The following is a 25,600-nucleotide window of genomic DNA, read 5'->3' as shown; positions in this document are numbered from 1 at the left end:
AAAAAAAAGCCCGCTTTAAAAAACGGGCTTTTACTAAATGAAAAAACAGTCCATTGTTTTATTCCCATTTTATTAGAAGTCGTAGGTGATACCACCAAAGAACAAGCGTTCACGACCAACTAATTTACCTTCATTTCGACTGACCAGATACTCTTTGTCGAATAAGTTTTCAACAATAGCAAAGACGGTAATACCTGAGTTCGGCACGGCGTAATTCACACCCGCATTCCAGATAGTGAATCCTGGGATAGTGCCTTGCAGTCCACTGACATCTTCGTTACGAGTATTACCATCATCAACAAATTGTTTACTCACATGCTGGACACCAATTCTGGCATTCACACCACTTTGATGTTCATATCCCAGATCCATATTTAACATATGTTCAGGTGCATACTGCATTCTGTTACCGTTGATTGACGGATCAGGTCCATCTTTGTATTCAGCTGTCCATAAGTTAGTATAAGCACCTGATAGATAGATATTATTTGTCCAGTCGAAAATATCACCAAAGTTGATACGGCCTGAGAGTTCGATACCGGTTTGTTCACTATCACCACTATTATCGAATGTATCACCAAAGTCCACTAAGGTATTTTGAATATCATTGTGGAACAATGTGGCTTCAACATTGATACCTTTGAAGTAACGGCTTCTGAAACCAACTTCATATAAGGTGCTTTCTTCAGGTTCAGCACGACCGCCGTCTTCAGTAAACTCCCTATCAGCCCGAGCTGGTGCGATGCCTTTATGTACTCCAGCAAAGACTGTGGTACCTGTAATCCCATTCCATGCAACGCCAAAACTCGGTAAAAACTCAGTGTATGACAACGCTTCACGGTTATTCTGGACACCGCCTTCATAGAATTCTTCGCTGGTACGAACATCTTCTACGCGAAAACCTGGTGTGAATGACCAGTTCCCTACATACGTCGTATTTTGCAAATAATAGGATAAAGCGTGCGTTTTAATTTTTGCTTCTTCCACATCGCCCGGATTGTTTGCCAGTGCTAATTTATAACTCTCACGCTCAGCAACACTCTTCGACAGGATCTCCTGACGGTGTATGTTCTCTTCATGATAGCGAACACCAAATATGGTGTCGTGTTCTAAGTCAAACAAACTATAAGAGATGTCACCACGTGTTTCTACACCACGTGTGTAATATTGACGAGGTGCATGTCGACCTGCACATAAGCTGGCATTGACATCAGTAGCTGAGACTCCTTCTTCGTCACCTTGTCCCGGGCAGTTTCTGAATAACGACACGATATTACCGTTACTATCCGGATCGCCTTCATTCTCTTCTGTACTGCGTAGACCATTACGGAATGTGTCGGTGTAGTAAGCCTGTGAGGTTAATTTGAATTTATCGTTAACACGGAAAATATGTTGTAACTGTACGACGTCACGATCTTGTTCCCATTCATCATTTTGAATAGAGGGATGCGAGTAAGGATCACGATCATATTCATAGGGTGTTAAATAGGCCTCTGTAGAATTACGTCTGTCACGCGTGTGAACTAATTTCAAGCCTAATGTCTGACGTTCGGTAATGTCGAGCTCACCTTTGAATCGGTAATCTTTGACATCAAATTCACTGTGATCATAGACACCATCACCTTTGTTCTGGGTAAAGCCAAAAGTGAATCCGCCTAACTCGTTACCATAGCCTATGGCACCATCCAGTAAACGATAATTCTGATTACCGAAAGCGGAGGTGATAGTACCCTCGACCTTGCCACTTCGAGGAACAGGTTTAGTCACGAAGTTTACCGCGCCGCCTAATGTTTGTGGGCCATATAAAATCTGACCGGCGCCTTTGATGACTTCGATACGACTTAATGCCGTTGATGGTGGTGTGTAATGGACAACAGGATCGCCATAAGGAGCCAGTTGTAGATGAATACCGTCTTCCATAATCATGGCTTTGGCACTTCGACGTGGGTTCTGTCCCCTGATACCAATATTGGTATCAAAGCCCATGCTGCCATCGGGTACGATATTGATACCGGGCACTGTACGTAACCTTTCTATGTTAGAAATTGGACGACGCGTATCTAAGTAATCCTCATCGATAATATCGAATGAACCGGGAACGGCTTCCAATTTATCCGGAAGAATTCCGGTGACGGTCATTTTGTCTACTTCAACAGCGTCTCTTTCTTCCTCAGCATGAGCACTCAATGAGGCCATGATGAGCGATGATAACATCGCACTTTTACTCAGTTTTCTTCTTAATTCCATCTCTCTCTCCTACATGTGGAAAGAGGACTATAGCGATGGAATTAACGTGATTGTTATAGGAGTTACTCCCTTCAGGGCTGGGATGGATATTCTTTAAGCTTAGCTGTTTTCATACTGAGTAAGTGAACGAGTGGTTAAAAATAACCACTGCAACATTTTTGTGATTGATAAAACGTGCGAGCACGCTGATAGTATGAATTTACGAATAACTTAAGATGGTTATACACATCCAGTCATGTGGTTAATTTCAACCGTTATGTTAATTAATGTAAAGATTTGATAAGTGTTGTTAATTCACAACAACGTAGTGAATGAATATAAGATAAAAAATAAAAGAGGGGCTAGCGACTGTATTCCGTATAGTGAATGCGTTCATTGCAGTGAATAAACAGGTGAAAAAGAACTTAAACACGCTGCTTATTGGATGCAAGATGAACGCATCATTATTCTCTATGGGAACTCAACACTGGCTATATAGATAAAAATATTGGCTAAACCAACTCATTATTATGACGACGTTTTATAGCCAAAAAGATGTTGTTTTTTTATTTTCTCAGCGACCACATCAGGCACTAATGTTTCCCAACCATCTTGATTGTCAGTAATCATTTTCAACACGTCTGGAGAAAATATGGGCAAATACGCCTCATTAAATTCTTCGAGTTGTTGAACGTGTTCACCTTGTTTCAAATATTCATAGAGATAGGATTGCTTGGGATCAATATTAAGATTATCAACCTTGTATAAGGTATTGGTATTTGTATCTTTGTAAGGGTAGATATACAGTCTCACGTTATGTTTAAGTAAGCGGCCAAAGGCTTCCAGAATACCGCCTTGCAGGCTGCTGTAATATTCATCATTAAATAATTCGACCAGACTGGATGCGCCCATGGTTAAGCCAATACGACGATCCGTGTAACGTGAGAGATAAGAAACAAGACGATAGTATTCTGGATAATCAGAAATCATCACGGTATGACCTGTTGCCTCAAGCACATCGGCACGACTAATAAAATCTTCCAGATCAATACTGTCATTGCCACTACGCAAATTATGCATAGTAATCTCCATAATGGAGATGGTGTCTGCCGGTGAGGCTTGATTGTCTGCATCAAACTGCTTTCTGGCAGCATTGAGCATATCAATGTTCACATGAGTCACTGGTCTGAAACGTCCACGTTCAACCAATACATTTTTCTTACGAAGATGTTCTGAGGGCTGTAATACTTTTCCATCGGCAGAAAACATAGCTGCATCACTTAAGCCTAACTGCACCAACCGTAAGCTAATAACACGGTTATCAACATGTAAAAAGGCATCGCCGTGCAAATCGACCATGTCGACTTCAATTCGATCGGTTGTTAAATTATCGAGAAGTGACTTAACCAGTAAATCTGGGCTGTGGCTGTAGTGGAAGGCGCCATAGACAAGGTTGACACCAATTATGCCCAGAGCTTCTTGCTGCAGCGAGTTTTCATTATCAAGCATGCGAACATGAATAATGATTTCGCTTGGGGCGGCATGAGGTTCAGTCTGAAAACGAATTCCCAGCCAGCCATGACATTCATTTGTGCCGTGATAGTTACGTGCAGAGACCGTATCAGCAAACGCAAAAAAGGCCGTTGTCTCGCCTCGCTGTTCGTTTAATCGTTCGATATTCAGGTCATATTCCAGTTTGAGCATATCTTCAAGGCGTTCACGGCAAACATAGCGTGGTGCTTTGCCGTAGATATCATCACTCACTTTCATATCATAGGCTGAGATACTTTTTGCGATGGTGCCGGCTGCACCACCGACTCGAAAGAACCAACGCACGACTTCCTGACCCGCACCAATTTCTGCAAAGGAACCGTAGCGAATGTTATCAAGATTGACTTCGAGTGCTTTGGCTCCAGGGGAGAGGATTTTGTTTTCCATAATTGACCTTTATGAGGTGACAAGTGGATGACGTATGTCGTGTTCAAAAACGAGAAACAGCATGACTTAACTTATTTTTCACATATTTAGTGAAAGTATTCAAGCTTAAACTGGTTATTAATAAGTCACTATTCGATGAATATTGTTTGGTTTAAACGCGATTTACGTATTCAAGATCATGGAGCATTGACCCTGGCAGCTGAGCAAGGTCCTATTCTGCCTGTTTATGTGTTTGAACCAGAGCTTTGGCAACAAGGTGATATGTCTCGCAGACAATACCTGTTTCTAAAAGAATGTTTGTACGAACTCAATCAGGTATTAACAGCAAGAGGATGCCCACTCATCGTTCGGGTCGGCGAAGCGGTAAACGTTTTTGAATCATTACGTCAGCAATATGCCATCACTGATGTATGGTCACACCAGGAAACCTGGAATGGTTGGACTTATAAGCGAGATATAGCAGTTCAAAGCTGGGCTGACCATCACCAGGTTAATTGGCATCAACCGCGCCAGCATGGTGTGATTAGACGACTTAAAGATCGTGATGGTTGGGCCAGACGCTGGTATCAGCATATGAATCAAGCATGCTATGTGTGCCCAGATAAACTCAGCGGACCTAGTGAAAAAAATGACTACCTACCTAGTCCGGATAAGCTTGGCTTGAGTGATGATGGATGTAGCCAAAGACAGAAAGGTGGTAGGGAACAAGGACTTCGTCTTTTAGATACGTTTTTACATCAGCGTGGGCAGGGGTATACAAAGGAAATGTCCTCACCGCTGACAGCAGTAGATAGTTGCTCTCGACTCTCACCTTACCTGGCATTTGGCTGCTTATCGATGCGAGAGGTTTACCAAGCTACAGAGAATCGTATTGCCAGCATTAAACAGAGTGATATTCCGGCAAAAGTTCAGTGGCGACAAGCTATGCGTTCATTCTCAGCGCGTCTTCGTTGGCATTGTCATTTTATGCAAAAACTGGAAGATGAACCGCGTATAGAGTTTGAGAATATGCATACGATATATGATGGCTTGCGTACACCTGATCTCAACCAGACTTATTTTGAGGCATGGCGAAATGGGCGGACTGGCTTTCCTATGATCGATGCTTGTATGCGCGCATTAATCGCTACGGGTTGGATAAATTTTCGGATGCGAGCCATGTTAATGAGTTTTGCCAGTTATCATCTCTGGTTAGATTGGCGACAACCTGCGTTATATCTGGCGAGATTATTTACGGATTACGAACCAGGTATACATTACCCTCAGGTACAGATGCAGTCAGGCACAACAGGTATTAACAGTATCCGTATATATAACCCCATTAAACAAGGTATCGAACAAGATCCAGAAGGGGACTTTATCAGGCAATGGATACCTGAGTTGGCTGATATGCCTGCCCCTTTTATTCATCAACCGTGGACGCGTCCGTCATTGATGAATGGGTATCCAGAGCCTATCGTGGAGGAAAAAGCTGCCAGGCAATCTGCTGCTGCAAAGATTTATGCCTTAAGAAAACAGTCCCAACACAGGCAACAGGCTGAGGTCATTGTAAAAAAACACGCCAGTCGAAAACGTACCTCTCATAAAAAGAAACAGAAAACACCATCCTGGCAACAAGGCGAACTTCCTCTATAGATGAAGCCAAGTTGGCGTTATACGCACTTACAAAATAGATGTCATCCATTTCTACTCGCGACATCATGCGCTTATCAGAGCTTAAGTGCTCAGTCATCTTAATATTGGTTTAACCCAGTTTGTGTTACATTGCGCGCCTTTCCGGACAAGCTAATTGAGCAGATGACTTCTTCAGACACTTCAGCACGATCTTATTCACTAGCATGGGTTATTTTCGCCTTGGCTATCGGTGGCTTTTGTATAGGTACCACTGAATTTGTGGCGATGGGCCTTATTCAGGAAATCGCTGCTGATCTGAAGGTATCTATTCCTTCTGCCGGACATTTCATCACAGCATACGCATTAGGCGTAACGATTGGCGCACCAGCATTAGCTATTTTAGGGGCGAAGTTACCGCGAAAAACATTGTTGCTAGGCTTGATGGTGTTTTATGGTTTGGCTAATGGATTAACGGCATTAGCTGATACTCCAACATCAATGCTGCTTAGTCGTTTCATAGCAGGCTTACCGCATGGCGCTTATTTTGGCATTGCATCACTGGTGGCTGCCGATTTAGCGGGTCAGCATCGCCGGGCGACAGCTATTGCACAAGTGATGATGGGGCTAACCATTGCCAATGTCATTGGTGTACCTTTCGCCACCTGGCTTGGCCAATCCTTTGGCTGGCGCGCGGGTTTTGAGTTTTCGGCGATGATTGCGTTGGCAACCATATTAGCTATCAGCTTTTTTGTACCACGTATTGATGCACACCCCACAGCGAGTTTTCGTGGTGAGCTCGCTGGATTTAAGAACATCAATATGTGGCTGACCTTAGCGATAGGTGCAATTGGTTTTGGGGGAATGTTTTCTGTCTACAGCTATGCATCACCCATACTGACCGAATATACGGGGGCTAGTATCAAAGTCGTGCCTATAGCGCTAGCTGTGTTTGGTACAGGTATGGTCATTGGTGGGTTAGTCGCTGGCTGGCTAGCGGATAAACATTTGAATAAAACGATTGTCGCCGTGCTGGTCAGTTCTTCTATCGCATTTATTATTGCTGGCCTGAGTATGGCGCAGCTATATTCAGCGATTGCCGCCTTGTTTTTGATTGGTTTCACGGTGACAGGCTTAGCAGGGGTATTACAGATCCGTTTAATTGACGTAGCAGGAGAGTCTCAAGCATTAGCTGCGTCATTGAATCATTCAGCATTTAATGTCGCCAATGCATTAGGCGCTTTTTTAGGTGGATTTGTGATTAGCCAACAAATGGGCTGGGTGGCACCTGTTTGGGTTGGACTGTTTTTAAGTTTGTCAGGGCTTGCTGTATTTAAACTGGCTCTACATGTGGAAACACGCACAAACTAATTACTCCAGCAGTAATTAAGCCTCCTACTTTGATAACCTTAGTGAATAGAGGCGCCATCTTTCTCTAGTAACAGCTCGAAATCTTTGTTCGGTACGGGTTTAGAAAACCAATAGCCTTGCGCGTAATCGCAGCCAATCGATTTTAGGAAGTTTAACTGTGCTTCGTTTTCAACGCCTTCAGCAATGACTCTGATATTGAGTTTGTGTGCCATCACGACAATGGCCTCACACATAGCTTGATCATCAAGGTTGAGGTGGATATTCTGAATAAACGTCCGATCAATTTTTAGGTAATCTACATTCAGCTTTTTCAAATAAGCTAGTGAAGAATATCCGGTCCCAAAATCATCCAGAGAAATTTCAATGCCTGCATGTTTTAGCATGTTGAGGCGCTGTTCAGTCATCGGTCCTTCATTCATCATCACGCCTTCCGTAATTTCCAGGGAAATGGCGGTATTGCTAAGTGCTTGTTGTGATAAGAAATCTGTCCACTCTTCTAGATCACAAGATTCATTTTGAAATTGTTTTGGCGAAATATTGATGCTGACTTGAAAGCTATCGATATATTTTTCCTGCCAAGCTTTTACTTGAGAGGCACTTTGTCGAAATACCCAGCTACCTAATTCGCATATCAGACCGATATCTTCGGCTATCGGGATAAATTCATCAGGCGTGATATTACCTAGTTCTGGGTGTGTCCAGCGTAATAAAGACTCAGCTTTATCTATAAAGCCGGTCTTAAGGTTAACAATCGGTTGATAATGTATAGAGAACTGCTCAGATCCTATTGAGTTTCGAAGATGTTTTACTATCTCTGTTTTTGTGAGCGCGTTTTGCTCCATGGAAAGATCAAAAAAGGAGAATTTATTACGACCAGAAAATTTTGCATGATACATAGCCTGGTCAGCATGCTTGAGTAATTCTTGAGTTGATTCACCGTGCTCAGGAAATAAGGCAATACCAATACTAAACGAGAAATAGAGTCTTTCTTCTTCTAAGATGAAAGGGGATGTCATGGCATCTAATAGTTTTTGAGAAACAGTGCTGGCGTCATCAGCCGTATTCAGGTTTGTCAGACAAACCGTAAACTCATCGCCACCTAAGCGAGCGATGAGATCATCCTCACGAATACAGGTTTTCAAACGTAATGCGGTTTCTTTGATGACGGCATCACCAATATCATGTCCTAAGGTATCGTTGATATCTTTAAAGTTATCAAGATCCAGAAACAAAATAGCGAATAATGACTGGTCAGCTTTGGAGTGTGATAGATGTTCTTCAAGGCGTTCCATAAACGCACGACGATTGGGCAGCTCTGTTAGCGGATCGTTATATGTCAATCTACAAATGGCTTCTTCTGCCGCTTTGCGTTCGGTAATATCGGCGAAGATTGAGCAGTAATGTGTGATATCACCAGCACTGTTAGTAATGGCATTGATAGTTATCCATTCCAGAAACAACTCACCATTTTTGCGTTTATTCCAAATCTCACCATTCCATTTCTTGTCGTGTGAAAGTGCAGCCCACATGTCTTCATAGAATTGTTTATCGTGTTTACCTGAACTGAGAATTCGTGGGTTTTTACCCAAAATTTCGTGTTCCTGAAAGCCTGTAATTTGTGTGAAGGCATGATTCACAGCAATAATTTTATTGTCATGACTACTGATTGTCATAGCCACTGAGCTATGAAAAAAAGCGGATGAAGTAATATTAACGATATTATTTTCATCAGACTCCTTCTGGCCAGCCATGACTAAGTCTGAGAGCTTGTCAAAACTGACGGGTTTCAGTGGACATTGTTGCTGGGCTAAACAAGGTAACTCGAATGGCGAAGATATGATGTCATGATTCTCATTCAGTAAAATGATATTGACGTTGTCATTGAAGTGTCGAAACTGATGTATCGCGCAGTTCGGCATACCTCTGAGAAAAGCGGTATCGGCAACGATAGTGTCGATGGCATGCTGTTTATATAACGCTATGGCAGTTTCATAATCCTCTGCAGCCAGATAAAGGTTGATACGAGAACCAAGATAACGACGAATTTTATGCTCCAAAGGCTTATCTTTGCCCAGATAAAGCACACTCAAATCTACCTTTGAAGAGGCGGTTGATATCGTTGAGGTCATTGACTAAAACTCGTTCAGGCTGCTAGAAAATGACCTCGATGCTTTCACTGGGAGAACGAAATAGGACGTGTTTTCTGATAAGAGGTATACGTGGACTTTTATTGATAACTTCTTTTTATCTTGTCCGGTTTGAACATTCGCTGGCACGGTTTTTAAACCTCAAAAAATCGTATTCGAAAATACGAGTATGTTATTAATACACATAATAAATATATGGTTAAATAACCATATGTTTATTGAGGTTGTCAACTAAAAATCATGACCTTTTTGTAATATTTACAATCTTTACTGAAAGTGAAGAATCTAAATGTTTCTTAGTCTTTCACTTATTCAGATGGGAGGAGTTGTTGAGTCATGTCTGAGTATTAAACCACTTTATTAGAGAATTATAAAACACTAATATAGATCGCCAAATATCTCTAAATGGGTAAGGTAGACCCGCACATCGAACTCAAGCTGATGATAGTCAGGTTGTATGTGGGTGCAAAGTTTATAAAAGGATTTGTTGTGGTCTTTCTCTTTTAAATGAGCCAGCTCGTGCACCACAATCATATTTAAAAATGCCTCGGGTGCCGTCTTAAATACCGAGCCGATACGCATCTCATTTTTCGCTTTTAATTTACTGCCCTGAACACGTGATACATAACTATGTAAACCCAGAGCATTATGAAGTACATCCAACTTGTCATCGTAAAGCACTTTGCTGAGCGGACTAGACTGACGCAAGTGTCGATTCTTCATATCTATAACATAGTCATACAAAGACTTATTGGTTTTGATGTTGTGTGTATCAGGGTATTTGCCAAGCAGATATTGACCGAGTGTTTTCGCTGAAATGGCGGCACTGATTTGATCTAGAACAGGGGCAGGGTAGCCTGATAAATATTTTAGGGCCGACATAATGATACGATTTGTTTCAATTGGTTGATGAGGTGAAGTGAATTGTAAAACAAATGCGAATGAAGTGAGGGACTGTCACCCAAATAATGCCAGACTGTTATGTCTTATTCCTTGACTATTGCATGCTGAAAAGCCATAAAGGAACATTGTGTTTTACTAAATAATTGTGTCGTCAGGTACTTCATTTCTATTGGAAAAAGGAAGCAAAATGCGGAAGGTGTTTGCGAAAGAATCCATCAAGTTTCTCAAGCTTGGTGTTGTTGGGCTATTACTCATCATCGTGCTGATTCTGGCAGGTGAAAAACTAAGCGGCGTAGAAGCGTTGATATTAGGGTTGCTTCCTTATGTGCTGTATCAGATTTACACGGTCGTCCAGTCAGCAAAGAAACACAAAAAGAAATAAGGAGAGCTTTTGTTATGGTGAGCCAGTGGTCAGACGGACAGGGGAGTTATCAAAACAAACTTGCCTTAGGTTGGTTTCGCTAGAGAGAAATTATTTTTACCCTGACGTTTGACATCATACATTGCACTGTCAGCGACTTTGAGGAGATTATCCAGAGTTGTGCCATGCTCAGGAAAAAAAGCAATGCCGATACTGACACCTATGCTGACTTGTCTGGTTTCATTGTCTGAGGAAGTGAAGTCGATGGGGAGCTTTAACCCATCAATCAGTTTTTGAGCCACAGTTTCCACATCACTACGATCCTTGAGATCATCAATCATAATAACAAACTCATCACCACCAATACGTGCTAACTGATCCGCCTGGCGTAATAAACCGCTAAAGCGATGTGCCACATTCCTCAGTACCTGATCACCTGCATTGTGTCCCCAAGTATCATTGACCGATTTAAAGCCATCCAAGTCTAAGAACATTACGGCAATTTGTTGTTGCTGACGCTTAGCTTTAGCTAAATAGTCCGTGGCATGTTGTTGTAAATAATGCAGTGAAGGCAGGCCAGTAATAGCATCGAAATGTGCCTGTTTTTTTAATTCAATTTGAGCTTGATTTGCAGCGTCCAAGGCTTGATGCAGCTCACTCACATCATATTCCGTGACCAACATTAAAAACTCTGCCGTTAATGGGTGGCGTGTGATGCGTATATCCAGCGTATGCTGACGTAAGCCTTCACTAGTCTTCATCATATGCGTCCACCGTCCAACCCGCTTTTCAGTGGCATCTTTTAGTCGCTCAATGCCTTCTTCTAGATGTTCAAAGCGGGCAGTGAACGCATTTTTATCACTATCAAGTTGTTGTGGAATGATGTGTTTATAGGCTTCTGTTGCAGCTGGGTTTTCGATAACGATGTCACCAGCAAAAGTAAACGTGCTTACCAATACCGTTGTATATCGCATCGCTTCAACGAGTAGCAAGTTTTCAGGTGTTTCCCCGAGCTCAACCTGTTCATTCACATAGGCGATAATGGCGCGATGTCGTTCAGGGCCGATTAAAACAGCTTTATGCAACATATACAGTGTTTTAGCTTTACCGTTAGGATAGGTCGTCCACGGGTCAATACTCAGACCATTTTTCGCGGCTAATTCAAAGGTTTGATGAATTCTATCTCGTGCACCCTGGGTATCACCCGATAAATCTTTATGGACCAGCTCATCAACGGTGCTCAATCCCCAAAAAGTCAGTGCCGCGTCATTTCCCCACCACCAGCCATGTCTATCAAGATCAAAAATCCAAACCACAGTAGGAATCAGTTCGTAAAGATGAAGCTCATCTATACTCTTGATATGGGTAAGGTGACTGTAATCTGCGGTCATAGAGGGTGAAATTTACCGTTTGTAAGCTGTTGAATTTTTCAGCGTTATTATCGCACATTCACAAATACACATAAGTCAGAAGTCTGGCTTGTGTGAGATAGTGATTAATTACACATGAAAATGCATTACTTTTCTGGCTATTGTTCTCCCCCTGTATCCTTATGAGAGCATTTAGTCTATTTACTCTGTCTCTTAGTTGAAAATAATAGAGTAATCCCACACCTTTAATTAAGACTCTCATTATTAGTGGATACCTGTTTCATGAATGACACAATTAAATTGCTAAAAAATCATCGCTCAATTCGGCAGTTCACATCGGACCCCGTCAGTGATGAAGTGGTACGTGAGATTATCGATGCAGCTGGCTGGTCAGCCACATCTAACTTTGTTCAGGCATACACGGTTATAAGAGTCAGAAATCCACAAACACGTCAGCAGATGGCAGAGCTAGCCGGATCACAAAGTTGGGTGAAAACCAGCCCGGTATTTTTAGTGTTTTGTGCTGATCTCAAACGCAACCAGGCTGCCTGTGCTTATGAGAATATGGAAATGGTCTCCGGTTATACCGAGCAGTTCATAATCGCTACAGTAGATGTGAGTCTAGCTGCACAAAATGCGATGATAGCTGCAGAATCGCTTGGCCTTGGCGGTGTTTTTATTGGCGGTATTCGTAATAACCCTGAAAAAGTGTCTGAGCTGCTTAATCTTCCTGAGCAAGTTTATCCAGTGTTTGGCATGTGTCTTGGTCATCCGGCTGCAGCGCCTGAGCAAAAGCCTAGGCTACCTGTCGATGTCGTTTTGAAAGAAGAGTCTTATCAAGAAGATGAATTAGAACTTGGACAGTACAATGAAACGTGCAAAACCTACTATCAAAACCGATCCAGTGGTTCGCGTGATGAAACCTGGACACATCAAATAGCCACGATGATGAGCAAGCCAATGCGTCCACATATGAGAGCGTTTCTTGAGAAAAAGGGCTTGAAGTTTAAGTAAATATTTGGAAAGTCATCTGAGTGAAAGTCCTGCCAACATAGAGTTCCAGTAATGGTTTTTCATATCGATACTATTATTGAACAATTCAAGTTGGTTTTGGTCTCGCTATTTCAATGCTTGAATTTTGTTCATTGAGTTCAAGAGCAGTGGTCGAGATTATTTGCCCGTTGGTAATGATGCAAAAACTCTTGCATAAAAAAGGCTAAATCATCATTGATGTCACGGACGTTGATAATATTTTTGGCGTAACGTCCCCATACATAGCCCCATGTACTCTGTATGGAGTCATCAACAGGAAAAAACACATGTCGATGAAAGTCTGCATAGAGCAGGAAACGACCAGCATGCTCCTCAACCCGAACAATTAATCTCGCATCATCACGCTCAGCTAATGTCACAGGTAAAGACTGAAAAGCTGCTGACACAACCGAACGAAGTTCAGCTTCATTAACCGCTTCAGGCTCTAGTAGATAGCCAATAGCCACTTCACAAGGATTGTTTAAACGTAACGCGGTATCTGCCTGTGCTTGTTGGGTGATGAGAAATGAAGATAGGATGCTTACCAGAAGGGAAGGTAGCCATTTCATATGTGGAGTCCGCTATTAAAAAGCGTTTAGCATACTATCTAATTCAGCTATTTTGAGATGCGTGCAGTAATCAGGGAAAAACTCATACCTTCGATCAAGTGACGTTACCTCGATAGGCTCTTTGGGGTTCATGCTTCTACCCAAGCCACGCTCTTTGATTTGTGCACTTTTAAATATACAAACCTATCTTGTATTTATTATGCTTGGCTTTCTAGCAAATATATAAAAGTGTGTGGAGCTTAACAGGGATATGTATGGAAAAGATTGAGGGATTATTAAAGTTAGCTGCAACAGCGGTAGCGCTAGTTGTGCCATGTATTTTGTTGTCTGGCTTTAGTTATCATATTGGTCATATTTTTGCATTTGGATTAAGTCACGAACTCATAGATAAAGACATGTCTGATGTCTTGGTAGAAAGTTGGTACATCGGTGTTTTAGGTGCAGGGTGGTTACTCTCTAAATGGCCTTATTTTCTTGGTTTCTTTGTGTTTCTAGTGGTTAGTGGTGTAGCAGCAATTTTGTTTGCAAGACATGCTAAAGAAAATGGTAAAGATTGGTTCTTTGAAGAATTGAGCAAGGAAAATCAAGGTAGAAAAATATTAACCATCACTCGGTGGCAGTGGAGTCAATTAGGAGGGATGATTAATGAACTTTTTTCGTGGTTAGCCTATCCCATCTTTATTGTTTCAATCGTATTAGTTTTGGTGGGATTTTCTTATCAACGAGGCCAGCAAGATGCCGAAAAACAAATGAAAATATTTGTAGAATCAGGTTGCCAGAGTGAAGAAAAAGTTGGCCGCTGCACTTATTTGCTCGATACCAGTAAAAATAATCTAGTGATTGCAAAAGGCATTCTTATCTCAGCCAATGATAAGAAAGTCGCTCTATATAACAACAAAGTAGAAATCTGGCCTTTATTAGATAGTTATCTAATTAGAAAAGATAAATAACGTACTTGTAGGTTGGGTAGAGCTATAGCGAAACCCAACAAGTTATGATTTAAGTAATTTGTTGTTATTTGAGGGGGCATTTGTTGGGTTTTATGCTTCAACCAAACCTACGAAAGATATCAATGTTTGTTTGTAGGTTGGGTAGAGTGATAACGACACCCAACATGTCTAAGGAGGGTATAAAACTCAATTTCTCTCACCAAATGTTTTCATATCAACACTCTCATCATATCCCCAGTTTCTATCAATTATTCCATCACGAACAAATTTATGAATGCTGGAATAAGGCCAATCGATGGCTTGATTGACATAACCATGTTTAACCGGATTGTAATGAATATAGTTAACATGATTTATATAATCTTTTTCGTCACGAATTAAGTGTTCCCAATATCGACGTTGCCAGATACCGCGTTCATTTTTCGAGTGCCGGGTTTTGTTGATATGCTCATCCTTGGGCAAGCCTCTCGAAAATGTCGATTTAATCAATCGCCAACGCATTGCAAAATCAGCATCAGTTTCAGGCAAAGTCCAAATGGTATGTAAATGATCGGGCAAGATAACAATGGCATCGATGTTAAATGGATGAGCTTGTTTGACGTATTGGAAAGATTGTTTTAACAGAACGATATTATCCGTTAATAACGTTTTATAGCGTTCCAATAAAGTGACCGTAAAGAAAAAGGTACCACCGTCCACAAAGCTGCGTCGATATTGCATTGTTCACCATCCATGTGAAACAAAAAGTAACCATTATTGTAGGTTGGGTTGAGTGATAACGAAACCCAACATTTTGATGATATGAGAGTTGTTTAGATATTTGAGGCGTGTTTGTTGGGTTTCATTCTTCAACCCAACCTACGGGCTGAAGAATGTTGTTGGATATTAAAAATATGCTCACCTCGAAGGAGCTTGCTATATGCTCGCAGTGACATCCATGCATATAAACCAAGTACAGGCACAGTAAAAGTCAATAAAGAAATAATTTTTGAAATTTCTAATTCAAGTGCCGATGAAATTATCCAGGGTGATAACGCTCCAAATGCCAAGATAAAATATAGAAATAAGTACATCTTCTTTCTCCAATCTCTCGAGAGGTCAGATTTATATTTGTCTTTAAATATAAGCTTAAAATCATCATCTGTATCCGATCTTTCAAAAAGTTGCTTGGATAAAACAAAATCATTGATGCATTGGATAGGATTTTCGAGAGATAAAATATACTCTATTTCATTTGCTTTTACTGTGGTTGTTCCCGCAATTGCCTGATAGCCCTTGCCTAGAGTATATGGATGGAGATTTTCTTTACTTGTCTCATCTATAAACTCTTTAGCAAATTTATACTCTTCCCTGTAGTTTGTTCTTTCCACAAGAAAAACATCAAATAAAACCTTGCCTGCGGTAAAAATAGCAGCCATCGCTATGATAAGTTTGGTAAATAGCTCCCATTCCATATGAAAAGCTTAAGGGAGCTCTGCTCTTCGAGTTAGTTTGATTCCAATTTTCATTGCTGGATTTTCAATCATATATCCCTGAAGAATGAACTCGTTACGTTGAGGTTTTCCCGATAAGCTTAACGTAAATTCGTCAATATCACCGAATATAGATTGGAGTATTTTTCTATCATTAGTACATTTGACTTCGGCCTTAATTCTTAATTATTCCGTTTTCGAGCTTATAATTACCTACAAAAACAAATGAAGAATCTCCGCCAAGAATACGTTCAGTTTCTAGTACTACAACTCCATACCCAGCATCATTCATGTTTGATTCAAACTCAACTCCGTACAAAGCTTCTATCATGTCAGACTCCATTAGCAACCACTAAAACAAAAAGCCGACATAAAAGTCGGCTTTTTTCGTTGGATCTCAGATAAGTTGAGATAATGACAGCGTTGAGAAATATATAAATCAAAGGGTTACGTCACTTTCGATTCATAAATATTACATCGAATTTCATAAAAAATGAGATTAATCGTTGAGAGTTTCAGAAAAGTTGATGTTGGATAACGTGCCGATATATTTGAAGAAAAATGTTTATTTCAACCGTTAGGAAAAAAATCGAGTCTGATATACCACTGTAGAGATATTTCTATCCATTCTAAGTACTCTCTGGGAGAGATTATGAAAACCAACCGCATTCTTCCCTTGGCTATCAAACGCCATTGGAGTTTGCTGCGGCCAATCGACTCGAGAAAAATAATTCACAAACCACGGGCATTACTAAGCTGAGATTCGATTAAAGACAGGGGGCAGGTCACCTTTTGATGAGCGAGGTTTTCTGTACCCAACTTGCGCTTTGATGCCTGCCTGTTTCATCAGACGCAACACGCGGTTCGGACCACAATGCTCACCATATTCGAGTAGGTCGCTGTAAATCTTTCGATAGCCATACACCGCACCAGACTCTAGCCAGAACTGTTTAATAAGCCCTAATAACCGCTGGTCAGCTATCGCCCGGCTTGATTTGGGTGTTTTGAGCCAGGAATAAAAACCACTGGGGTGAACATCCAGCAACCGACACAATTTCCTGACCGGCCAAATACGCTGGAATCGTTTGAAAAACGTGTTGCGTTGACAGGTTGAATCTACAACGGCTTTTTTTAGGATGTCTCGCTCTTCTGTAACGCGTTTCAGTTCTTTTTGGATGCGTTTTATATCAGCATCGGCATCCGCTTGTTGCTGAAAATGTGGTGCTTCCGGACCTTACTTCTTGAGCCAGGCGTAAAGGCTATGCGCCGTGACGCCAAGTCGACGTGATACATCAGCTACTGAGTAACCTCGGTCTGTGATTTGACGGACGGCTTCGATTTTAAATTCTCAGGGATAACGTTTGTTGCTCATTTGCACCCCTCTGATTGCCATTTTGAATGGCTGAAAGGTGTCTAGCAAATCGGTGACTATTCAATCATTAAAAGTAAGCAATGAGGAAAGTGGCTGAAATTGTGTCACAGTCACTATTGCGATAGAGTTAACATTTTTAATTGCTAGGATGGCGCTCTGCAAAGACAGGATAGCTAGCCATTCAGGTAACTGAGTAACAGTTCATCAAGGAATGGCTAATGTCATCACACTTAGAAAATTTCCTGCGTTCCCTAGAAATTGCAGGAGTAACCTCATTTTTTCTCTATGCCATCCTCGCAGCTTTTATTGTTGCTGTTGTCGCACTGGTATTTAAGAGACTCCGTAACTATACAAGCTTCGTTCCTACACTACTTACGAGTATGGGTATTCTCGGTACGTTCGTCGGGATAGTCATTGGTCTGATGGGATTTGAAATAGCCAATATCGATGGCAGCATCGAAAAACTATTGGCCGGTATGAAAACCGCATTCATCACTAGTCTTTGGGGAATTACTTGGTCTTTAATTTATAGAGGCGTCGCTGTTCCAATAATAATGGCGTTTCAAAAAAGTACGAAAAGAAGCTCTGATAGTGTCAGTCCTGCTGAAGTACTCGCTGCTATAGAAGCTCAGGGGCAATCCCTTGATAGCCTATCCCGCACAATTGGTGAGGAGAGTGAGAGTAGTGTTATTGGACAGCTAAAGCTTATGCGTTCTGACATCAACGACAATAGTAAAGCTGCTCTCAAGAATTTAGAAAATATAGACACACATGTAGAAAAGCAGTCCGAGGCTTTTTCTGAGTTCGAGAGTAAGCTTTGGATCAAGCTTCAAGACTTTGCAGATATGATGTCTAAATCTGCCACAGAGCAAGTTATAAGTGCATTAAAAGAAGTTATTACAGACTTTAACAATAATCTTGTTGAGCAGTTTGGTGAGAATTTCAAACAGTTAAACCAGGCTGTGCATGAATTAGTTGAGTGGCAAGAAAACTATAAAGCCCAACTCCAAGACATGCGCGAGCAATACGACAATGGTGTTAAAGCAATCACTGCTACTCAGACATCCGTCGCCAGCATAGAGACTCATACCGAGAATATTCCGTCGAACATGAAACATCTGGATACGATTATTAAAACTAATCAGACCCAAGTTGAGGAGTTATCTAGGCATTTGGAGGCATTCAAAGACATACGTGATAGAGCTGTTGATGCTGTACCTCAGATCCGTGATCAGATTGACCTCACCTTGAAGGGAGTCAATGATGCAACTGGTGAGTTATCCAAGGGATTAACTGAGAGCAGTGCAGAATTACAAAAAGCCATAAATGATGGTGCTCAAGTGTTCGTAGATAACAGTCAACGCGTCAATGAGTCACTGCAGACATCTTCAGACTACATCAGTAAAAACAGCTCTGATACAAAAGAGCTCATGGAAGATTCTATTCGGGATCTTAGTTCAGAGTTAAGAGTTCTCATATCAGATATATCAGAGGGCTCAAAAGCCATTACCACTCAAATTGAATCTGCTGGTAAGAGTGTGATTGACGAGACAAACAAAACATCACAAGCATTTCGTGACCAGATTGAAGATATTCAGAACAGACTTGATGAGTCCATCAGAAACACCACAAGCCATCATGCATCAGAGGCGCAAAAGATGTTGAATGGTCTATCTGAGACAATACAAAAGTCTCTCAACGATACTGGGGAATCAGTTGAGAAACAGGTGAGTATGATTGACAGAACTATGCAGGAAGAAGTTAACCGTGTCATGCAGGAGATGGGGAGGGCTCTTACAAGTATTAGCGGACAGTTCACTAACGATTACCAACAGTTAGTGGGACAAATGCAAAGTGTCGTAGCCAACAATGGTAAATACTAATGTTTTCGAGTGGACACAACGATTCATCCCACACTGAAGATTCTCACTGGCTGTCAGTATCAGATTTGATGGCTGGGCTGATGATTGTATTTCTGTTCATAGCTATTTCATTAATGAGGAATGCATTCATTGAGAGAGACAAAATAAAAAAAGTAGCGGTCGCCTATCAGGACACACAAGTTGCAATATACGACGCCTTGATGGGGGAGTTTGATAATGACATAGATAAATGGAATGCAGAAATTGATAAGGAAACAATTACGTTCACTTTCAAATCACCGGATGTGTTGTTTGAGAACGGCGAAATTGCTTTGAAAGAAGAATACAAATACATCCTGAGTGATTTTTTCCCAAGGTATATGGAGACTTTGGATAAATTTTCTGAATCGATCAATGAAGTGAGGATTGAAGGTCATACAAGTAGTATCTGGAATAACGCTGTCAGTAATAACGAAGCTTACTTCTTGAATATGGAACTATCACAAGGTCGTACTCGCTCAGTTCTCGATTATGTATACAACCTCACCGAATTGGAGGATAAATACAAGCCCTGGATTAAACAGAACATCGCCGCAGTTGGTCTTTCCTCATCCAGAGCCATTTATGAAAACGGTGTGGAGAATGAAGATAAATCACGAAGGGTCACTTTCAGAGTCATAACTAACGCTGATATTCGTATCAAGCAGATATTGGAAGTGGATGCGTGAAACTCGATGTAGACCTATCCCATCTATGGAAAGTTGTGAGTGCAATGGGTGCTGAGATCGTAAATGAGTTTCACCTAAACCCACAAACTGATGACATAGAGTTTGATATCGATAAGGAGTTGAGCTCTAACGAAGGTAAATCAATTACACTCGATGAGCTTGATACCTCTCAGGGAATATTGAGTGTAGAAGGACGGCAAGTCTTACTTTTCATACCTGATCAAAGCTTCAGGATAAGTGAAGTTATTGAGGATCCATCTAAAGGCAGGAAGTTTCATGTGGCTGACTGCAAAACGCTCAAGTCAATGAGACAAAAAAATCGGTTTGACAGATACAGCGTCACGAATAATCTCTCAGGGTTGTTTAGAGTCTTTGGTACCGAACAAATAACAGGCAAAGACGTTGATGATGAGGTAGAGCTAGAAGTTTGTAAAAACTGTCTGGCCTTTCTCAATTACGAAAATTACCGTAACAGTTCAAGCAAATGGAAAATCTTTTCAAATTTTACGATTGATGATTTTTTTTCGACCTACAGCACGGTCTTTCCTCACTTGCCCAAGAAATTTTCAAATAACAACAAAACTGGTTATACCAAAGATTGGAAAGACGTTTCTGAAGCCTACAGAAAACAAAAATCATTCATTTGCGAGTGTTGCAGCCTGGACTTAAATTCACACAAAAAGCTGTTGCATACGCACCATATGGATGGAAACAAGCACAATAACAAAGAACAAAACCTGCAAGCACTTTGCATTGACTGTCATCGTAAACAGCCACTCCATGAGCAAATGTTTATTAAGCAAAGTGATATGCAAACTATAACCTTACTTAGAAAAGAGCAAGGCCTACTAGATGAACTGACTTGGTCAACAGTCCTCGATATGTCAGATTCTTCACTGCATGGACTGCTCATGTTCTACCAAAAAAAAGGAAAACAATTACCGGAGGTCGGATACCGTGTGGAACTGGGAAGTGAAGTAGTTCTGTTGGAATTAGCCTGGCCTTCTGCCATGGAGGGAGTCGTGATGACCTACCGGGATAAAGACAAGTTGCGGCAGCGTAATTGGAATATTAAAACTCTGGGTGAAGCTTTTGAGGAAATGAACCTTTAATGTAAACGACTCACAGGCATCAATCACACCTCTCTCTCCGATAAATGTCCACCAAGCTTTATCGTACTCGGGTTCATATCTCATCAAAGAAATGATACTGATTCAGGGGAAAAGTCAGTTGTAAAAAATTGGCCTGATTATGTGGTGAGCGAAAAAGTTTCTGGTAAGCTTTCAGCCTGATTCATCAAATGTATAAGGATTTACGTGTCGAAATTTACATGGATTCCAGCTTTCAGTGCTCTTTCTGAATGGTTGGAAACGCAGCAAGACCATCAATCAAATCTTATCGATACTCTTGAGTCTGTTGGCGTGAAAAACGGACTCATAGACCGAGACAACTCTGAACAAGAGTCCAGATTATCGGAAATGGATCCATTCACATTCTTCGCCATGCTGATGAAACAAGGGGAAGAAAAGCGTCTAATAATTTTTCAATCCTTAATTAAAGAATTGAATCTCGATGCTGTAGCTCCAGAAGATTTTGATGGCGTCCCTTCAGCACAAGCATTAAGGGCCTGGCTCTTCCCTTATAAAAGAACAAGAACACCAGATATGGTGGAGACTCTCTGGAAAGTTTTTTTCAAAGCCAAAACCAGGGATATTGGAGCCGATCGTTTTGATCAAGCGCTAACAGTACCCAATACTGGCTTCGCAAAGTTAACCCAATGTTTGTTTTATGCCTACCCTGAGACCTATCTCCCAATAGACAGTCAGACACGACCATGGTTGGAGAAAAACTCCATTCCAGAACCTAATCAGAGCTGGGGATCCTACATTGAGTGTTTGGACAAAGTTCGAGATAGATTTCCAGATAAATCATTTCCTGAGATTTCAAGGGAAGCCTGGCTGGAGAACAGAAATAATCCTTTTAATGCGGCGAGTGCGATCAGCCACCTCATAGATCGGTATCCTGACAGCCCAAAACCCACTCAACATATATTTGCAGTACAACTGGAAAATGGGAAAGAGCTTGCGCTTGACCCCAAAACATCCAGAAGTGCAAAGATATTTTTCTCCCAGATGCCCAGCAAGTCTATTTTTGATGGTGAGTTAAAGCATTACATGCCAGAGAAAAGCAGAAATCATCATCTCAAGCAAAGAGCACCATCACTCTCTATAGGCAATGATGCATATCTTCTGACAGTGACTTCACTGGAACAATTAGAACAGCTTTGTGATTGGTATGAAGAAAAAATCACCAAGGAAACAACAATGGAAGCGAGTACTAAGGAAAATCTCCCTGCAGAATTGAATCAAATTCTCTATGGTCCCCCTGGAACGGGTAAGACTTATGCGACCACAGAGCTTGCCGTTCAATTAGCTGAGCCGGATTGGTATGAGCAATTGATGCATCATGGCATGGTTAAAGGGCCAGCACCCAGGGATGAGATCAAAGAGAAATATGACGAATTGGTCCTTCAGGGAAGAATCGCTTTTACGACCTTTCATCAAAGCTTTTCTTATGAGGATTTCATCGAAGGGATCAGAGCTAAAACGGATGAAGAATCTTCAAATATTAGTTATGAAATTGAAAATGGTGTTTTCAAACGAATAGCAGAAAAAGCAAGTAAGGCGACTGATTCAGGTAGGCAGTTAGGCATCTCCGCAACACCAAAGATTTGGAAAATATCAATCGGGAAAAAAGATGAACATGCAATCAGAACAGCCTGTCTCAACAGTGGTGAGGCTAGAATCGGCTGGAATGATACGGGAGATCTCTCATTAGAAACAGAACAGCGATCGTCTGAGCAAATTGATTATTGGGAAAAGCTCTCTGAGCAGAACAAAAACACGATTCGAAACTTTTCTGAAGATATTGAGGTTGGTGACATACTCCTCTGCTTGAGAGACAAATCAACGATTCAAGCGGTCGGTGTTGTGACAGGTGATTATTTCTTTGATGAGGATGCAGAGAGCAATCCTGGAGAGACTCAATTTGCTCACTGTAGACCGGTCAATTGGCTCCTGAAAGATATAGAGCTGGATATTAAAGAGCTAAACCAAGGAACCAGACTTGTTCAGAAAACTGTTTATGCCCTAGACCGGATGAATTGGGATGGTGTTTTAAATGCCATTCATGAACAGGGGTATCAGATTGCTGTTGAGCGCCATGATTCTAAAAAGCCAAACTATGTTTTGATCATTGACGAGATTAATCGAGGCAATATTTCCAGGATTTTTGGCGAACTAATTACGCTCATTGAGGCCGATAAACGCATGGATGGGGAAGATGTCAGAAGTTCTCTGCTTCCATACTCAAAAGAGCGGTTCTCTGTTCCTTCCAACCTGTATTTGCTTGGAACAATGAATACTGCAGATAAATCGCTTGCTCACATCGATCTCGCCTTGAGAAGAAGGTTTTCTTTTGTTGAGCTCATGCCAGCACCAGAATTACTGGATGAAGTTGAAGTTTACGGTTTCAAGGTTGGCGATTTACTTAGAACAATCAATAATCGGATCGATGTTCTTTTGGATAGAGACCACCTCATCGGACACAGTTATTTTTGGCCATTAAGAGAATCCGACGGCTCCTCGAAAGAAGAAAAGCTTGCTTACATTTTTGAGAAGAAAATAATCCCCTTACTTCAGGAGTACTTTTTTGCAGATTGGGAAAGAATCAGTTGGGTGCTTAACGACATAGATAAAAACGAGGATGAACGTTTCATCATCCTACAAAATGGTGATAGTGATCTTGGTAAGCTTTTCAGTGACAAAGTCCTTGATACGCTTCAGGATCGACGATATCTGATAAATAAATCAGCTTTCTCAAACCCGCGCTCTTACTTGGGTATTTTTAAATAGTCCTTATGCCTGTGCAGGTAAGAGAATATGCGAGGCTGACTAAGTGCATTTCGCATGTACCATCAATTGATCTGGGGCTGATCTCAGAGACAACCTTTAATTGGATAACGAGGGAGTTAAGAGGTTCAGAACAATCTGCGAAAGTCTGGAAATATGAAACTCCTGATACTCTGAAGCTTGGCAGTTTTGTAGGTTACATAGAAACTCCAAATGGTGAGTCAATAGAGGTATTACCAAAGACTAGCCAAGGTTCTTCAGATATAGAGAAGGACCGTCTTTTATTAAGACGAATGCTACTTTCAGTCTTTGCCTTGCCTAGTCGTGAGATAGGACCTGCGGATCTGATGAGAACGGACCGCCCGATTCATGAGTGGATATTGGCTCAGTTTTTGGGTGAATTAAAGAAGCTCGTCAAACTCGGGTTCAGATTTGATTATGAGCGTGTAGAAGAAGAAAGCTATTACCTACGCGGTCAGTTGGATGTCGCTCGCCAACAGCGTCAGCCTGCTAACAAGGCGCATCAATTCCATATTCGTCACGATGTGTTCTCACCCAATAGAGTAGAAAACCAACTCATCAAGACGGCACTAGAATACTCACTAAAAGTCACAAAGGACAACGAGAACTGGCGTCTAGCGAATGAGCTTAATCACTATTTGGAAGACATTGAGTCCTTGACCAAACCACTGCATTTCATAGAGTCATGGACTCATTCAAAATTAATGCAGGCATACACTGACATCAAACCATGGTGCGTGCTCGTTTTGGAGAAATTGAACCCTATTTTTCAGAAAGGCAATCACAGAGGCATTTCGCTACTTTTCCCTATGGAGCAGTTGTTCGAAAAGTATGTGGTCCAATGCCTAAGAAAGTCTCTTCGCAGCCCAGCAAGATTACAAGAACAGGCGAAGTCAAAATACCTTGTCAGTCATCAACCATCGGGAAGAGCCGAGCCAACTAGGTGGTTCCAATTAAAGCCAGATATTCTCTTGTGGGGGAGCGAAACCTCTCATGTACTGGATACGAAGTGGAAGCTGATTAACGAGAGCTTGAATACCAGTGAGAATAAATACGGTGTCAGCCAGGCAGACATGTATCAAATGCTTGCTTATGGTTATCGTTACCAGTTAGGACAAGGCCACATGATGCTTATCTATCCAAAGCATTCAGGTTTTACTTTGCCTGTTGGTCAATTTAATTACTCAGATGATCTTAAATTATGGGTTGTTCCGTTTTGTTTAGAGTCTGGTTTATTAATCCAGGGGGAGTGGTCTGAATACTTTCCACCTCTACAATTTGAGGGCGGGTAATCTGCATTAGAACTTCTGACTTTTGAAGAGGTACTGATATGACAGAAAGACTTGAGATGACCAGAACTGAACTCTATGAGCTTGTTTGGTCAAAGCCGATGAGCAAATTAGCGAAAGAGTTTCATCTGAGCGATAAGGGATTAGCCAAGAAGTGCATCAAGCATCATATTCCTAGACCGCCTGTTGGCTATTGGGCACGAGTAGACAGTGGCCAGAAACCCAAGCAAACACCACTACCGAATACTAAAGATCCGATTTTAGACACAGTCCACTTTGAACTGAATGAGAGAAAAGGTGCTGACCAACTGTTGAGCAGTACCTTTGAAGTTGACCAGGACTTACTTGATAAAGCTAGAGAATTCAAACTCCTAAACTCAATAAAAAAATTCCACCACATCATCAGAGAAACTAGAAAAGCAAGGTTAGATCATGATGATAAATAAGGTGAATGAATTATTTACAAA

20 protein-coding genes and 1 pseudogene are annotated in these 25,600 nt (G+C 41.3%); 11 read left to right on the top strand and 10 right to left on the bottom strand.

Going from position 1 to position 25,600, the window contains the following annotated elements:
- Positions 1-72: 72 nt before the first annotated feature.
- Positions 73-2,247 carry a TonB-dependent receptor family protein gene (locus tag B3V56_RS00800; RefSeq protein ID WP_289283864.1) on the bottom strand — a complete coding sequence of 725 codons (2,175 nt, stop codon included), beginning with the start codon at positions 2,245-2,247 and terminating at the stop codon, positions 73-75.
- 507 nt (positions 2,248-2,754) lie between these two features.
- The gene (locus B3V56_RS00795; RefSeq protein WP_289282454.1) at positions 2,755-4,164 is read right to left on the bottom strand and encodes a TonB-dependent receptor; all 1,410 of its coding nucleotides are present in this window, start codon (positions 4,162-4,164) and stop codon (positions 2,755-2,757) included.
- Positions 4,165-4,299: 135 nt separating this feature from the next.
- Here B3V56_RS00795 and B3V56_RS00790 point away from each other — a divergent pair, with 135 nt between their 5' ends.
- Both B3V56_RS00790 and B3V56_RS00785 read left to right on the top strand, forming a co-directional pair.
- Positions 4,300-5,799 (top strand): FAD-binding domain-containing protein, encoded by a 1,500-nt coding sequence (locus B3V56_RS00790; protein ID WP_289283863.1) that lies wholly within the window; start codon positions 4,300-4,302, stop codon positions 5,797-5,799.
- Between the two features lie 162 nt (positions 5,800-5,961).
- A complete protein-coding gene (locus B3V56_RS00785; protein ID WP_289283862.1) occupies positions 5,962-7,146 on the top strand; it encodes an MFS transporter in 1,185 nt (394 codons plus the stop codon).
- A gap of 38 nt (positions 7,147-7,184) precedes the next feature.
- On the opposite strand, the gene B3V56_RS00780 is transcribed toward B3V56_RS00785, so the two are convergent.
- On the bottom strand, positions 7,185-9,275 hold the full coding sequence (locus B3V56_RS00780; protein ID WP_289283861.1) for a putative bifunctional diguanylate cyclase/phosphodiesterase: 2,091 nt from the start codon (positions 9,273-9,275) through the stop codon (positions 7,185-7,187).
- Between the two features lie 396 nt (positions 9,276-9,671).
- Positions 9,672-10,175 (bottom strand): YgjP-like metallopeptidase domain-containing protein, encoded by a 504-nt coding sequence (locus B3V56_RS00775; RefSeq protein WP_289283451.1) that lies wholly within the window; start codon positions 10,173-10,175, stop codon positions 9,672-9,674.
- 208 nt (positions 10,176-10,383) lie between these two features.
- Here B3V56_RS00775 and B3V56_RS00770 point away from each other — a divergent pair, with 208 nt between their 5' ends.
- Positions 10,384-10,578 carry a hypothetical protein gene (locus tag B3V56_RS00770; RefSeq protein WP_289283450.1) on the top strand — a complete coding sequence of 65 codons (195 nt, stop codon included), beginning with the start codon at positions 10,384-10,386 and terminating at the stop codon, positions 10,576-10,578.
- A gap of 65 nt (positions 10,579-10,643) precedes the next feature.
- On the opposite strand, the gene B3V56_RS00765 is transcribed toward B3V56_RS00770, so the two are convergent.
- Positions 10,644-11,948 (bottom strand): GGDEF domain-containing protein, encoded by a 1,305-nt coding sequence (locus B3V56_RS00765; protein ID WP_289283449.1) that lies wholly within the window; start codon positions 11,946-11,948, stop codon positions 10,644-10,646.
- Between the two features lie 261 nt (positions 11,949-12,209).
- On the opposite strand from B3V56_RS00765, the gene nfsA reads away from it, so the two are divergent.
- On the top strand, positions 12,210-12,941 hold the full coding sequence (nfsA, locus tag B3V56_RS00760) for an oxygen-insensitive NADPH nitroreductase (protein ID WP_289283860.1): 732 nt from the start codon (positions 12,210-12,212) through the stop codon (positions 12,939-12,941).
- A 137-nt stretch (positions 12,942-13,078) separates the two neighbouring features.
- Here nfsA and B3V56_RS00755 read toward each other — a convergent pair whose 3' ends face one another.
- Entirely contained in the window at positions 13,079-13,528 is a 450-nt protein-coding gene (locus tag B3V56_RS00755) for a hypothetical protein (RefSeq protein ID WP_289283447.1), read from the bottom strand.
- Between the two features lie 254 nt (positions 13,529-13,782).
- On the opposite strand from B3V56_RS00755, the gene B3V56_RS00750 reads away from it, so the two are divergent.
- Positions 13,783-14,478, top strand: coding sequence for a hypothetical protein (locus tag B3V56_RS00750; protein ID WP_289283446.1), 696 nt, complete (start codon positions 13,783-13,785; stop codon positions 14,476-14,478).
- 186 nt (positions 14,479-14,664) lie between these two features.
- On the opposite strand, the gene B3V56_RS00745 is transcribed toward B3V56_RS00750, so the two are convergent.
- From B3V56_RS00745 to B3V56_RS00730, 4 genes and pseudogenes are all read right to left on the bottom strand, one after another.
- Positions 14,665-15,198, bottom strand: a complete 534-nt coding sequence (locus tag B3V56_RS00745; RefSeq protein WP_289283445.1) for an REP-associated tyrosine transposase — start codon at positions 15,196-15,198, stop codon at positions 14,665-14,667.
- Between the two features lie 128 nt (positions 15,199-15,326).
- Complete coding sequence (locus B3V56_RS00740; RefSeq protein WP_289283444.1) at positions 15,327-15,932, bottom strand: hypothetical protein; 606 nt, start codon at positions 15,930-15,932, stop codon at positions 15,327-15,329.
- A 193-nt stretch (positions 15,933-16,125) separates the two neighbouring features.
- Positions 16,126-16,281: a GrlR family regulatory protein gene (locus B3V56_RS00735; RefSeq protein ID WP_289283443.1), complete on the bottom strand. Its 156-nt coding sequence runs from the start codon at positions 16,279-16,281 to the stop codon at positions 16,126-16,128.
- A gap of 441 nt (positions 16,282-16,722) precedes the next feature.
- Positions 16,723-17,289 (bottom strand): annotated as a pseudogene (locus B3V56_RS00730) (IS3 family transposase); the annotation flags it as partial.
- A 251-nt stretch (positions 17,290-17,540) separates the two neighbouring features.
- On the opposite strand from B3V56_RS00730, the gene B3V56_RS00725 reads away from it, so the two are divergent.
- The 6 genes from B3V56_RS00725 to B3V56_RS00700 all read left to right on the top strand — a co-directional run bounded on the left by B3V56_RS00725 (position 17,541) and on the right by B3V56_RS00700 (position 25,579).
- Positions 17,541-19,205, top strand: coding sequence for a hypothetical protein (locus B3V56_RS00725; protein ID WP_289283442.1), 1,665 nt, complete (start codon positions 17,541-17,543; stop codon positions 19,203-19,205).
- Entirely contained in the window at positions 19,205-19,912 is a 708-nt protein-coding gene (locus B3V56_RS00720) for an OmpA/MotB family protein (RefSeq protein ID WP_289283859.1), read from the top strand. The genes B3V56_RS00725 and B3V56_RS00720 overlap by 1 nt, the downstream gene beginning before the upstream one ends.
- On the top strand, positions 19,909-21,024 hold the full coding sequence (locus B3V56_RS00715; protein WP_289283858.1) for an HNH endonuclease: 1,116 nt from the start codon (positions 19,909-19,911) through the stop codon (positions 21,022-21,024). The genes B3V56_RS00720 and B3V56_RS00715 overlap by 4 nt, the downstream gene beginning before the upstream one ends.
- Positions 21,025-21,228: 204 nt before the next feature.
- Positions 21,229-23,826 carry an AAA family ATPase gene (locus B3V56_RS00710; RefSeq protein ID WP_289283857.1) on the top strand — a complete coding sequence of 866 codons (2,598 nt, stop codon included), beginning with the start codon at positions 21,229-21,231 and terminating at the stop codon, positions 23,824-23,826.
- Between the two features lie 5 nt (positions 23,827-23,831).
- Positions 23,832-25,136, top strand: a complete 1,305-nt coding sequence (locus tag B3V56_RS00705) for an McrC family protein (protein WP_289283437.1) — start codon at positions 23,832-23,834, stop codon at positions 25,134-25,136.
- Between the two features lie 38 nt (positions 25,137-25,174).
- The gene (locus tag B3V56_RS00700; protein WP_289283436.1) at positions 25,175-25,579 is read left to right on the top strand and encodes a hypothetical protein; all 405 of its coding nucleotides are present in this window, start codon (positions 25,175-25,177) and stop codon (positions 25,577-25,579) included.
- Positions 25,580-25,600: the final 21 nt, after the last annotated feature.

Source organism: Methylophaga sp. UBA2513 (genome assembly GCF_002341285.1).
GTDB lineage: Bacteria > Pseudomonadota > Gammaproteobacteria > Nitrosococcales > Methylophagaceae > Methylophaga > Methylophaga marina.
The sequence above is the reverse complement of the archived record's forward strand: the minus strand, read 5'-3'. Positions and strand labels throughout refer to the sequence as shown.

What these genes read in the sequence shown, in the direction of transcription:
- B3V56_RS00795 (WP_289282454.1), bottom strand. Translation starts at nt 4,164, where the DNA reads ATGGAAAACAAAATCCTCTCCCCTGGAGCCAAAGCACTCGAAGTCAAT.
- B3V56_RS00770 (WP_289283450.1), top strand. Translation starts at nt 10,384, where the DNA reads ATGCGGAAGGTGTTTGCGAAAGAATCCATCAAGTTTCTCAAGCTTGGT.
- B3V56_RS00735 (WP_289283443.1), bottom strand. Translation starts at nt 16,281, where the DNA reads ATGATAGAAGCTTTGTACGGAGTTGAGTTTGAATCAAACATGAATGAT.
- B3V56_RS00725 (WP_289283442.1), top strand. Translation starts at nt 17,541, where the DNA reads ATGTCATCACACTTAGAAAATTTCCTGCGTTCCCTAGAAATTGCAGGA.
- B3V56_RS00765 (WP_289283449.1), bottom strand. Translation starts at nt 11,948, where the DNA reads ATGACCGCAGATTACAGTCACCTTACCCATATCAAGAGTATAGATGAG.
- nfsA (WP_289283860.1), top strand. Translation starts at nt 12,210, where the DNA reads ATGAATGACACAATTAAATTGCTAAAAAATCATCGCTCAATTCGGCAG.
- B3V56_RS00800 (WP_289283864.1), bottom strand. Translation starts at nt 2,247, where the DNA reads ATGGAATTAAGAAGAAAACTGAGTAAAAGTGCGATGTTATCATCGCTC.
- B3V56_RS00750 (WP_289283446.1), top strand. Translation starts at nt 13,783, where the DNA reads ATGGAAAAGATTGAGGGATTATTAAAGTTAGCTGCAACAGCGGTAGCG.
- B3V56_RS00745 (WP_289283445.1), bottom strand. Translation starts at nt 15,198, where the DNA reads ATGCAATATCGACGCAGCTTTGTGGACGGTGGTACCTTTTTCTTTACG.
- B3V56_RS00740 (WP_289283444.1), bottom strand. Translation starts at nt 15,932, where the DNA reads ATGGAATGGGAGCTATTTACCAAACTTATCATAGCGATGGCTGCTATT.
- B3V56_RS00790 (WP_289283863.1), top strand. Translation starts at nt 4,300, where the DNA reads ATGAATATTGTTTGGTTTAAACGCGATTTACGTATTCAAGATCATGGA.
- B3V56_RS00720 (WP_289283859.1), top strand. Translation starts at nt 19,205, where the DNA reads ATGTTTTCGAGTGGACACAACGATTCATCCCACACTGAAGATTCTCAC.
- B3V56_RS00755 (WP_289283447.1), bottom strand. Translation starts at nt 13,528, where the DNA reads ATGAAATGGCTACCTTCCCTTCTGGTAAGCATCCTATCTTCATTTCTC.
- B3V56_RS00780 (WP_289283861.1), bottom strand. Translation starts at nt 9,275, where the DNA reads ATGACCTCAACGATATCAACCGCCTCTTCAAAGGTAGATTTGAGTGTG.
- B3V56_RS00705 (WP_289283437.1), top strand. Translation starts at nt 23,832, where the DNA reads ATGCCTGTGCAGGTAAGAGAATATGCGAGGCTGACTAAGTGCATTTCG.
- B3V56_RS00775 (WP_289283451.1), bottom strand. Translation starts at nt 10,175, where the DNA reads ATGTCGGCCCTAAAATATTTATCAGGCTACCCTGCCCCTGTTCTAGAT.
- B3V56_RS00700 (WP_289283436.1), top strand. Translation starts at nt 25,175, where the DNA reads ATGACAGAAAGACTTGAGATGACCAGAACTGAACTCTATGAGCTTGTT.
- B3V56_RS00785 (WP_289283862.1), top strand. Translation starts at nt 5,962, where the DNA reads ATGACTTCTTCAGACACTTCAGCACGATCTTATTCACTAGCATGGGTT.